The sequence below is a fragment of the Aeromonas sp. genome (assembly GCF_050633025.1).
GTDB lineage: Bacteria > Pseudomonadota > Gammaproteobacteria > Enterobacterales > Aeromonadaceae > Aeromonas.
Genome location: NZ_JBODRQ010000027.1, coordinates 21,311 through 32,489, shown reverse-complemented (window position 1 = coordinate 32,489; position 11,179 = coordinate 21,311). Strand labels below are relative to the sequence as shown.

The following is an 11,179-nucleotide window of genomic DNA, read 5'->3' as shown; positions in this document are numbered from 1 at the left end:
TCACCGAGTACAACCGTACCATTCAGGGCTTTCTGGTGGGGCAGGTGGCCAATATTGTCAATATGACCTGGAAGGATATCCTGCCGCCACCGCGCTCGGCTGGGCGCGCCAACTACCTCACCGCCATTACTCGCATCGCGGAAGAGGGGGTAGATCAGATTGTTGAGATCATCGATGTGGAGAAGGTGCTGGCCGAGATCATCACCTATGACATCCGGATCTCTGAAGAGGTGCTGGATCGGGAGATCCTGCCGGAGATGCATGGCCGTAAGGTCTTGATAGTCGATGACTCCAGCACCGCCCGCAATCTGGTGCGCGAGACCCTGGGTCAGCTTGGGCTCGAGGTGATCGAGTGTCAGGATGGTTTGCAGGCGTTGACCCTGCTCAAGGGGTGGTGCGATGCTGGCAAGAAGGTGACCGACGAGATCCTGCTGATGATCACCGATGCCGAGATGCCGGAGATGGATGGCTACCGCCTGACCCACGAGGTGCGCAGTGATCCGCGCATGGCCGATCTCTTTATCACCCTCAACACCTCCCTGAGCGGCAACTTCAACGAAGCCATGGTCAAGAAAGTGGGGTGTGATCGCTTTATCTCCAAGTTTCAGCCCGACCTGCTGGTGGGGGTGGCTCAGGAGCGGCTGCGTCAATTGCTGGAAAAATGAGCGGCGCTCTGTCGATTCTGTTCAATCAATAGCAAAAAACATCCCGCTTCGGCGGGATGTTTTGTTATGGGATATTGGCCGGAGCGGTGTGCTTATTGGCTGAGCAGCGGCTCCATAAAGCGGGCTACTTTATCGCGGATTTGGGGCTGGGCCGCCGGGGTGGGATGAATGCCATCGTTCATCATAAGTTCAGGGCGCAGCGCAATATCATCCATAAAGAAGGGCAGCAGGGGCAGATCGTTGATCTCTGCCAACTCGGGAAAGATCTGTTCGAACTGGCGCAGATAGCGGGCACCGTAGTTGCGGGGCAGCTGGATTTGGGTCAACACCACACTGGTCTGCTGCTCCTTGGCGAGCGCGATCATGCTGGCCAGATTCTGGCGGGTAATGGTCGGTGCGAAGCCGCGCAGGCCATCGTTGCCCCCCAGTTCGATCAGCAGCCAGTCTGGCTTGTGCTCCTTCAGCAGCGAGGGCAGACGGGCCAGCGCCCCCTGGGTCGTTTCACCGCTGATGCTGGCATTGAGCAGGGTGTGTTTGCCCCCCTCCTCCAGCCATTTCTGGTTGAGCAGGGCGGGCCAGCTCTGCTCAACCTGCATCTGATAGCCGGCGCTCAGGCTGTCTCCCAGCACCAGCAGGGTCTGGGCCTGAGCCGACGAGAGCAGGCTGCCGAGGCCAACCAACAAGGCAAACAGAATACGCACCATCAATTCAACTCCCGCTATGGATTGTCATCAAGGGATTGGAACAAAGGATACAGAGCATGAGTTTAACCCCCATTATTGTCGTCAAGGGCCTCGGCAAATCGGTTCGCCTCGGCCAGGAAAGCCTCACCATCCTTGAAGGGATCGATCTGCAAGTCAATAGCGGCGAGACGGTGGCACTGGTCGGCGCCTCCGGCTCCGGCAAGTCCACCCTGCTGGGGCTGTTGGCCGGGCTCGATTTGCCGAGTCAGGGGGATATCGAGATCCTCGGCAAATCCCTCGGTGAGCTGGATGAGGAGGGGCGGGCCCGATTGCGCGCCGAGCAGATCGGCTTTGTGTTCCAGTCGTTCCTGCTGCTCCCGACCATGACGGCGCTGGAGAATGTGATGCTGCCCGCCGAGCTGCGCGGCGAGCGTGATTGCGAACCTAGAGCCCGCGAGCTGTTGGCCGCGGTCGGGCTTGGCGAGCGGTTGCACCATCTGCCGCCCCGGCTCTCCGGCGGTGAGCAGCAGCGGGTGGCCATCGCCCGTGCCTTTATGACCCGTCCCAGTCTGCTGCTGGCGGATGAGCCGACCGGGAACCTCGACAGCAAGACCGGCGAGAAGGTGATCGAGCTGCTGTTTGAACTCAATCGCAAGCACGGCACCACGCTAGTGGTAGTGACCCATGACCATCAGCTGGCCGAGCGTTGTCAGCGGCAAGTGGTTATGACGGCGGGCAGACTGGATCGCGAGGTGGCCCATGATGTGGTGTAACGGGGTGAGCAGCGGATCAGGCGGGAGATGCAAGGGATGATGCAGTGGCGATTGGGATGGCGACTGCTTCGCCGGGAAGGTTTCAGCGGCGAACTGCGCTGGTTTGTGCTGGCACTGGCCCTGAGCGTGGCGTGCGTCTTGAGTGTGGCGCTGGTAGCGGATCGGCTCGATGCCGGACTCAAGGCATCGGGCCGCGACTTTATCGGGGCGGATCGGGTGCTGCGTACTGCCGCTGCCCTGCCGGATGGCTGGCTGGCCCGAGCGAAGCAGGATGGCTTGGCGGTGCAGACCACCGTCAGCTTCAACAGCATGCTGTTTCACGGCGACGCGTTGCAGCTTGCCTCCATTCGGGCGGTGCCCGACGGTTTTCCCTTCTACGGCAAGCTCACTCTGGAACCTGCCCGCGCCCCGGCTCCCGGCGAGATTTGGCTCTCTGCCCGGGTGATGCAACTGCTGCAGGCCAAAGCGGGGGATGAGCTGGAGGTGGGCAATACGGTGCTCAAGGTGGCAGGCCTGCTTGGCGAGGAGCCGGATCAGGGCTTCAGCCCCTTCCTGCTCGCGCCGCGGGCGCTGATCCATAGCGCCGATATCGAGGCGACCGGTGCCCTGTTGCCGGGCAGTCGTCAGCAGTGGCGCTATCTGTTCAAGGGGCCGCGAGAATCGCTGGCCCGTTACGAACAGTGGCTATTGCCGCAGCTGCAGGCCGGACAGAAATGGATCAAACCGGATGACAGTGAATCCCGGGTAGGCCGCTCGCTGGCCAATGCCGAGCGTTTCTTCCGGCTCGCCTCGCTAAGCGGGGTGTTGCTGGGGGCGTTGGCGATGGGGATTGCGGTGCGCCACTTTGCCGAGCGCCAGACCAATATGGTGGCGCTGCTCAAAACCCTGGGGGCATCCCGTCGCTCGCTCTGGCAACTGATGGGAACCCTGCTGCTGTCGTTGACGCTGATCGGCGCGCTGCTGGGGCTGGTGGCGGGCACCACCATGCAGTGGTTCACCCTGCAACTGCTGGGTGAGTTGCTGCCGCCGGATCTACCGCCCTCCTCTTGGCGCCCCTTTGCCCTGGGTGTGGCAGTGGCGCTCTTTATCACCCTGCTGCTCGCTTTTGTGCCCTTCTTGCGCTTGTTGAAAGTGCCGCCACTGCGAGTATTGCGCCGGGAGCTGGAGGCGGGTATTCCCCCTTGGCTGGCCCTGCCGGTCGGCCTGTTCGGGCTGTTTGCGCTGGTCTGGGGCTTTACCGCCGATGTGCGGCTGGCGCTGGGTCTGGTGGGTGGCATGGGCTTGCTGATGGGGCTGCTGGCCCTGCTGGCGGCACTGATGTTGCGGCTGGGGGCGAGAGTGAACGGGCCTCATGCCTTGCGGCTGGCGCTGGCCCACCTGTCGCGCGAGCGCAGCAGCGGCCTGTTTCAGCTGGCGGGCTTTGCGTTGGCGCTGATGCTGTTTGGCTTGCTCTGGGCGGCCCGGGTCGATCTGCTGGATGAGTTTTCGGCTCGTCTTCCCGTCGATGCGCCCAACCGTTTTCTGGTCAATGTGGCCGAGAACGAGCGGGAGGGGATCCTGAGCGAACTGGCGGCAGCCGGGGCCACCACTTCCGATTTCTATCCCATGGTGCGCGGCAGGCTGACCCATATCGCCGGTGAGGCGGTGGGCGAGGGGGCCAGCAGTGGCCGCGAAGGGGTCGATCGTGAGCTCAATTTCACCACCACAGCCACCCTGCCAGCGGATAACAAGCTGGTGGCCGGGAAATGGCTCGCCGGGCCCGGCGAGGTGTCGGTGGATAGCGAGCTGGCCAAGCGGCTCGATATCAAGCTGGGGGACATGCTCGCCTTTACTATCGAGGGGCGCAGCTTTGGCGCCAGGGTCACCAGTCTGCGCAGCATCAAGTGGGACAATATGCGGCCCAACTTCTACATGATCTTCTCTGGGGATCTGTTGGCCCCCTTCTCAAGCACCTGGCTTGGCAGCTACCGGCTGCCCGAGGCGGGGCGCACTGCCGAGGTGGAGCTTATTCGCCGTCATCCCACGGTGAGCCTTATCGATGTGGATGACCTGATTGCGCGGCTTACTCAGGTCTCGGAGCAGGTGAGTAGGGCGCTGGCGCTGATGCTGGGGCTGGTGACAGTGGCCGCGCTGCTGGTGCTGCTGACCCAGACTCAGGCCAGCATGGCCCAGCGTCGGCGCGAGCTGTTGCTGATGCGCACCCTGGGGGCCAGCAGCGATCTGCTGAAAAAGATGCTGCGCTGGGAGCTGGTGGCCAGTGGTGCGCTGGCGGGGCTCTGTGCCAGCATGGTGGTGGAGCTCTGCTCCTTTGGCCTGCAGTGGTGGTGGTTCGAGGGGCAGTGGCAGTTCCACTGGGCCATCTGGCTTGGCCTGCCAACGTTGGGGGCGCTGCTGGTGACGCTGGCGGGGCAGGGGATGCAGCGCCAGCTGCTGGCTGGCACCCTGAGCGATCGGCTGCGGGGACTGGGTCAGGGACTGTTGTAATACCGCCAACGCGAGCCGATGCGACCAAGTGCAATCGAGTATCCACAATAAACAAGCAGCCCGGCCATTGGTCGGGCTGCTTGCTATATGAGGTGCTGACGAGCGGACGTAGCGAGCAGGTGTGAGTTAGCGGGGCTCGCGCAGCAGATTGGTGAGGGCGCTCGGCAGCTCGGGATAGCTGAAGTGAAAACCGGCCTGTTGCAGCCGTGCTGGTATCACCTTTTGTCCGGTCAGCAGCAGTTCTGCCGCCTCCCCCATCACCAGTTGCAGCAGGGGGGCGGGCACGAAAAAGAGGTGTGGGCGGTGCAGCGTGGTGGCAAGGGTCTGGCTGAACACCCGGTTGCTGACCGGATGGGGCGCAGTGCCGTTGAAGATACCTCTGCACTCCTCGTGATCCAGCAAGAACAGCATGGCGCGCACCAGATCCTGCACATGGATCCAGCTCATCATCTGGCTGCCTGACCCCATAGGGCCGCCGAGTCCGAGTCGGTAGGGAGGGAGCATTTTGGGCAGGGCGCCGCCATCCATGCCAAGCACCAGTCCGATCCGCACGATACAGACCCGGGTTTGGCGGCTCTGGGCCTCCTGCGCCAGGGTCTCCCACTGCTGGCAGAGCTGGTGGGTAAACTCGTCGTTGGGAGAGCGGCACTGCTCATCGAGGGTTTCGGTGCCCTGTCTGCCATACCAGCCGATGGCGGAGGCGTTGATCAGCACCTTGGGCGGCGTGCTGGATAGCTTGATGAGGTCTACCAGCTGCTCGGTCAACAGCCAGCGGCTATCGCAGAGCAGCTGTTTGCGCGACTCGCTCCAGCGTCCGGCGGCGATGGGTTCGCCCGCCAGATTGATCACCGCATCCACGTCATTGAGGTCATCGAGCCGGTCGAGGTTATCCAATACCTTGATATCGTGACCCAGCAGGGAGTAAGCGCGGCTCCCATGCCTGCTCAAGACCACGACCTCGTGATTGACCTTGAGATGGGCAACCAGCTTGCGGCCGATAAAGCCGGTTCCTCCGGTAATAAGAATCTTCATCGCTGCATGCTCCTGCTGCCGTTTGCTCAACTTTAATGGTGTGGCTTCCCTTCAACAAGTGAGACGTGCTTCGGGAGTTTCCTGTTTGACGTTTGTTAACTCTATCCTCTTCTTACGACATATTGTTGAACAATAGTTTGAATTGATTGATTTTTGTTGGGTGGAGATTTGTTGAACAATCGCTATTATGGCGACCCTTTTCGCCTGTCCAGCGAGGCTGTCACCCATTATCCGAGCATCAAAGAGGCCGCCATGCCATTTCGTCGTTTGAAACTTCGCCAGCTTTACTCGAGGATTCTGGTGGCGCTGCTGATGGGGGGCGGGATCCTGCTGCTGGGGGTTGTTGCCGTGATCTGGCAGACGGTGACGGAGACAGAGCGTGATGCCGATTCACGGTTGCAGCATGCCCGGATGATGTTTGATCGATCCATCGGCCATGCCCGGCAGGCGGCCATCAATGTGAAGGGGATGCTAGGTCACTCCTGCAAGGAGGCGGCACAACTGCTGCGCGAGCAGGTGGCCACTGTGCCTTATGTCCGTTCCGCCAATCTGGCTGTCGGCAGTCGTATCTACTGCACCTCGCTCTATGGTGACTACGATGGCCCCTTCAATCCTGACAGTTATGTGGATGGCAGGCTGCAACTGCTGCCAGGCAATGAGGTCACACCGGATCGCCCCTTGATCGTGCTGCGTCATGAAACGGACAAGGGGAGTGTGCTGATCGGTGTAGATGGCTATTACCTGCGCAATACCCTGGAGATCTCCAGCAAGAACTCCTCGATGGCTCTGGTGGTGGGACAGAGGGCTCTGTTTGGCTCAGGTCAGGTCGGGGCGGCGCCCTCTCCGACAGAAGAGGGTTATATTGCCCTCTCTTCGGCCGATTTCCCCTATCAGGTCGTCACCCGGGTCACGGTTCATGACTACTGGAGCCACGCATGGCGCTACTCCAGAGATACCTTGTTCCTCTCTCCGTTGCTGGCGCTGCTGATTGGATTCGGCACCTTCAGGTTGATGGGGCGTAGCAGCTCACCAGCGGAGGAGCTCAAGCGGGCATTGATCGAAGAGGAGTTTATCCCCTACCTGCAGCCGGTGGTCTCCGGCGATGACGAGCAGTGGCGTGGCTGTGAGGTACTGATGCGCTGGCAGCATCCCAAACAGGGGATGATTCCGCCGGATCGCTTTATCCCGCTGGCGGAAGATAGCGGGCTGATCGTGCCCATGACCAGCCTGTTGATGGCCCAGGTGCGCGACCACTTTTCCCCTCATGCCGGAAAGCTGCCAGCAAAGTTTCATTTTTGCTTCAATATCAGTGCCAAGCACTTTCAGGATCTCGACTTGTTGGCTGACTGCAAGGCGTTTCTCGACGCCTTCAAGGAGAATCCCGTTGATTTGGGGCTGGAGCTGACTGAGCGGGAGCTGCTGGTGGCCGATGAGACAACCGCTCAGATGTTTGCCGAATTGCGCAAACTGGGCGTGTTGATCTCTATCGATGACTTTGGCACCGGTCACTCCAGTCTGACCTATCTGCAACAGTTTCAGGTCGATGCCCTCAAGATTGACCGGAGTTTTGTAGAGATGATCGGCACGGATGCACTCTCCAGCCATATCGTTGAAAACGTGATTGATCTGGCGAAACGGCTTGAATTGATCCTGATCGCGGAAGGGGTCGAGAAGCAGTCGCAGGCGGACTACCTGCGGGATCGCCATGTCGACTATCTGCAAGGGTATCGCTACAGCCGCCCCATGCCGATGGCGCAGTTTTGCAAGACCCTGTTTGGCTGATCGGTTGAATGGGGAGCATAAAAAACCAGCGAACTGTTCGCTGGTTTTTTGTTTCAGTGCGGTGGCTTGGGTCAGAGCATCCGCTGGAGGGCGCGAGCCAGCCGCTTGACCCCCTCCTCGATGGTCGCTTCATCGACGCAGGAGAAGCTCAGGCGCAGGGTGTTCTTGATCTCGGGGCGCACATAGAAGGGGGCGCCCGGCACGAAGGCTACCTTCTCCTTGATCGCCTCGTCAAACAGCGCCATGGCACTAATGTGATCCGGCAAGGTCAGCCAGAGGAACATGCCCCCTTCCGGCCGGGTGTAGCTGACGCCGGGCGGGCAGTGTCGAGTCAGGGCGGCTTCCATGGCGGCGCGCTGACGGCCATAGACCTCCTTGATCTTCTCCAGATGGGCATCGAGGGAGTTATCCATCAGGAAGCGGTGCAGCACCTGCTGGCTGAAGGCGTTACTGTGCAGGTCGGTCGCCTGTTTGGCGATGGTCACCTTCTTGCGCAGCCACTCCGGCACCAGCATCCAGCCCAGACGGAAGGCGGGCACCACGGTCTTGGAGAAGGAGCCGAGCAGCACGGTATTGTTTGGTGCCAACTTGGCAATGGGGGGCAGATGCTCGCCCTCGAAGCGCAGCTCGCCGTAGGGATCATCTTCCACCATCAACAGCTCGTGGCGCACCAGTCGCTCGGCCAGTGCCTCGCGGTTGGCACGGCTGTAGGAGACACCGCTCGGGTTCTGGAAGTTGGGCACGCCGTAGAGCAGCTTGGCATTGGAGCCGCTTGCCAGCAGCGCATCCAGCGCCGCCAGATCCAGCCCCTCTTCTTCAAGGGTGATCGGCTTGAAGGTGGGTTGGTAGACAGAAAAGGCCTGAATGGCGCCAAGGTAACCCGGCTCTTCGATGATGAGATCCTGACCCTCGTCGATCAGTACCTTGCCCAGCAGATCCAGCGCCTGCTGGGAGCCGCTGGTGATGAGGATGTTGTCCGGATTGACCAGCATGCCGTGGCGGGCCAGATAGCGGTCGGCAATATACTGGCGCAGCGGGGCGAAGCCCTCGGTCGCCGCATATTGCAGGGCGGCAGCCCCTTGCTCGCGCAGTACATCCTGACAGGCCTGATCGATCGCCTTGACCGGAAACAGGTGGGGATTGGGCAGACCACCGGCGAAGGAGATGATCTCCGGATTGGCGGCAACTTTGAGGATTTCACGGATAAAGGAAGGCTCGACCTTCTCGAAGCGCTGGGCAAAAAACGGCTGCATAGACAATTCTCTCGGCATGTGGGCGGTCGCTCCATTCGACCGCCAGGTTATCCGTTTGTATCAGATTTCAGAAATGAGGCAATGATTGTCACAAAAATCGCCAAAAAAGGGCTGGAACGACTCTACTGCGGATTATATTGGGCGGTTAGTCGGAGGGGGGATGCCAGTGAGGGGGCAGGGAAGTGGATGGCCGGAATATTTGTTGCGCGAAACACTTGCGCCTTGGGCCTATCTTGGGATAATTCGCTCCCCTGTTTGCGCGGGTCGATGAAATGACGAGCCGCGAGCGGTCCCGCTCGGGATCGGACACAAGATGTATTACCCGGATTGATGAAATAACGAGACCATTATGCCTGTGACCCAAGATGTATTTAACGAAGACGGCAAGTTCATGCGCAAGATCCGCAGCTTTGTCCGTCGCGAAGGCCGCCTGACCAAAGGGCAGGAGAAGGCTCTGGAAGATCTCTGGCCGGTCATGGGCATCGATTTCGAGCCAAAGCAGCTCGATCTGGTCGCGCTGTTTGGCCGCGAGGCACCTGTGGTGCTGGAGATCGGCTTTGGCATGGGTGCCTCTCTGGTCGAGATGGCCAAGAATGCCCCCGAGAAGAACTTCATCGGCATTGAAGTGCACTCGCCGGGCGTGGGCGCCTGTCTGGGTACCGCTCAGGAAGCGGGCGTCACCAACCTGAAGGTGATCTGCCACGATGCGGTGGAAGTGCTGGAGCACATGATCCCGAACGGTTCACTCTCCTGCCTGCAGCTGTTCTTCCCTGATCCCTGGCACAAGAGCCGTCATCACAAGCGCCGCATTGTACAGCCTGCGTTTGCCCAGGATATTCGCCAGAAGCTGGCCATCGGTGGCGTGTTCCACATGGCCACCGACTGGGAAAACTATGCCGAGCACATGCTGGAAGTGATGAGCGCTGCCGAAGGTTACGAGAACACCTCCACGACCGGCAACTGGGTGGAGCGCCCTGACTGGCGCCCGTTGACCAAATTCGAGCAACGTGGCCATCGTCTGGGGCACGGGGTCTGGGATCTGATTTTCAAGCGTGTCAGCTAAGCTGGCACGTCAACACACCTAGCGTATCAACTAACTTGAGGAGCTATCATGGCCAATCGTAGCCGCCGCCTGCGCAAGAAACTGCGCGTCGATGAATTCCAGGAAATGGGTTTCGACATCAGTTTCAACTTCCCGGTCGGCACTGCCGAAGAGACCATCGATGCGGTAGTCGATGCGATGATCGATGAGGTTGTTGAACCCCGCAAACTGGCTTTTGCCGGCTCCGGTCACCTGGCCTGGGAAGGGATGATCTGCACCCAGCAACTGGGCAAGTGTACCGAAGAAGACCGCGCCGCCGTCAAATCCTGGCTGGAAGGCAAGGGGATGGAAGCCGTGGTCGTTACCGAGCTGTTCGACCTCTGGTACGGTGAACCGGCCTGATACAAGGCTGCCGCATCTGGCGCCTTGTTGTGGGTAACTGAAAAATCCCGCCGCTGGCGGGATTTTTGTCAGTGGGGATGGGATCTCCACCGCTGTTTTAGTCATGGAATCGCTTATTGCTTATGGTGTTGTCATCCGAATTACTGGCCAGCATCCTTGAAGAGGTGCGCCCGTTGCTGGGAGAAGGCAAGGTGGCCGACTACATTCCGGCACTGGCTCAGGTGCCGGCCGATCGGCTCGGTATCGCTGTCTGTACCGTCGAGGGGGAGCTGTTCACCGCCGGTGACGCTTTTGAACCCTTCTCCATCCAGAGTATCTCCAAGGCCCTGAGCCTGACCCTGGCACTTACCCTCTATCAGGAGGAGGAGATCTGGGCCCGGGTTGGCAAGGAGCCCTCCGGCCAGCCCTTCAACTCGCTGGTTCAGCTCGAGTTCGAGCAGGGGATCCCCCGCAACCCCTTTATCAATGCCGGGGCGCTGGTGGTGAGCGATCTGCTGGAGACCCGCCTCACTGCGCCCCGTCAACGTACCCTTGAGCTGGTGCGCCGCCTTTCCGGCAATCCGGCCATCATGGCGGATCAGGTGGTCGCCCGCTCCGAATATCAGCACTCTGCCCGCAACGCCGCCATCGCCTATCTGATGAAGGCCTATGGCAACTTCGAAAACGAAGTGGACAAGGTGCTGCAAAGCTACTTCAATGCCTGTGCCATTCGCATGAGCTGCGTCGATCTGGCGCGGGCATTCATCTATCTGGCCAACCGTGGTGTGCCACTGGGCGAGAGCGTGCCGCTGCTGCCCACCCGTACCACCAAGCAGGTCAACGCCCTGCTCGCCACCTGCGGCCTCTATGATGAGGCGGGCGATTTTGCCTATCGGGTCGGCATGCCGGGCAAATCGGGGGTCGGCGGCGGTATCATCGCCCTGATCCCGGGCGAGCTCTGCGTCTGTGTCTGGTCGCCCGAGCTCAACAAAGCCGGCAACTCGCTGGCGGGCACGGCGGCACTGGAGCTGCTGGCCGAGCGGCTGGGTCGCTCCATTTTTTAACCTTGTTCACTATGAATCGA

Annotated in this window: 10 protein-coding genes; 7 read left to right on the top strand and 3 right to left on the bottom strand. The window is 60.5% G+C overall.

Translation table 11 applies throughout. The features are described from left to right. A partial coding sequence (locus ACRAUW_RS05915; RefSeq protein WP_431361546.1) for a chemotaxis protein CheV occupies positions 1-665 on the top strand: 665 nt, incomplete at its 5' end. Positions 666-757: 92 nt separating this feature from the next. Here ACRAUW_RS05915 and ACRAUW_RS05910 read toward each other — a convergent pair. Next, positions 758-1,369, bottom strand: coding sequence for an arylesterase (locus ACRAUW_RS05910; protein WP_431361545.1), 612 nt, complete (start codon positions 1,367-1,369; stop codon positions 758-760). Between the two features lie 56 nt (positions 1,370-1,425). Between ACRAUW_RS05910 and ACRAUW_RS05905 the strand changes: the two genes are divergently transcribed. Both ACRAUW_RS05905 and ACRAUW_RS05900 read left to right on the top strand, forming a co-directional pair. Continuing rightward, a complete protein-coding gene (locus ACRAUW_RS05905) occupies positions 1,426-2,121 on the top strand; it encodes an ABC transporter ATP-binding protein (RefSeq protein ID WP_431361544.1) in 696 nt (231 codons plus the stop codon). A gap of 36 nt (positions 2,122-2,157) precedes the next feature. Continuing rightward, positions 2,158-4,605: an ABC transporter permease gene (locus tag ACRAUW_RS05900; protein ID WP_431361548.1), complete on the top strand. Its 2,448-nt coding sequence runs from the start codon at positions 2,158-2,160 to the stop codon at positions 4,603-4,605. Positions 4,606-4,731: 126 nt separating this feature from the next. Here the strand turns inward: ACRAUW_RS05900 and ACRAUW_RS05895 are convergent, their stop codons facing one another. Next, entirely contained in the window at positions 4,732-5,637 is a 906-nt protein-coding gene (locus ACRAUW_RS05895) for a TIGR01777 family oxidoreductase (RefSeq protein WP_431361543.1), read from the bottom strand. Between the two features lie 252 nt (positions 5,638-5,889). Here ACRAUW_RS05895 and ACRAUW_RS05890 point away from each other — a divergent pair, with 252 nt between their 5' ends. Further along, the gene (locus ACRAUW_RS05890; RefSeq protein ID WP_431361542.1) at positions 5,890-7,419 is read left to right on the top strand and encodes an EAL domain-containing protein; all 1,530 of its coding nucleotides are present in this window, start codon (positions 5,890-5,892) and stop codon (positions 7,417-7,419) included. A gap of 71 nt (positions 7,420-7,490) precedes the next feature. On the opposite strand, the gene ACRAUW_RS05885 is transcribed toward ACRAUW_RS05890, so the two are convergent. Beyond that, on the bottom strand, positions 7,491-8,672 hold the full coding sequence (locus ACRAUW_RS05885; RefSeq protein WP_431361541.1) for a PLP-dependent aminotransferase family protein: 1,182 nt from the start codon (positions 8,670-8,672) through the stop codon (positions 7,491-7,493). Positions 8,673-9,021: 349 nt separating this feature from the next. Here ACRAUW_RS05885 and trmB point away from each other — a divergent pair, with 349 nt between their 5' ends. From trmB to glsB, 3 genes are all read left to right on the top strand, one after another. Beyond that, positions 9,022-9,735: a tRNA (guanosine(46)-N7)-methyltransferase TrmB gene (trmB, locus tag ACRAUW_RS05880; RefSeq protein ID WP_431361540.1), complete on the top strand. Its 714-nt coding sequence runs from the start codon at positions 9,022-9,024 to the stop codon at positions 9,733-9,735. Between the two features lie 48 nt (positions 9,736-9,783). Then, the gene (locus ACRAUW_RS05875) at positions 9,784-10,116 is read left to right on the top strand and encodes a YggL family protein (protein ID WP_005348158.1); all 333 of its coding nucleotides are present in this window, start codon (positions 9,784-9,786) and stop codon (positions 10,114-10,116) included. Positions 10,117-10,238: 122 nt separating this feature from the next. Continuing rightward, positions 10,239-11,159 (top strand): glutaminase B, encoded by a 921-nt coding sequence (glsB, locus tag ACRAUW_RS05870; protein ID WP_431361539.1) that lies wholly within the window; start codon positions 10,239-10,241, stop codon positions 11,157-11,159. Positions 11,160-11,179 lie beyond the last annotated feature (20 nt).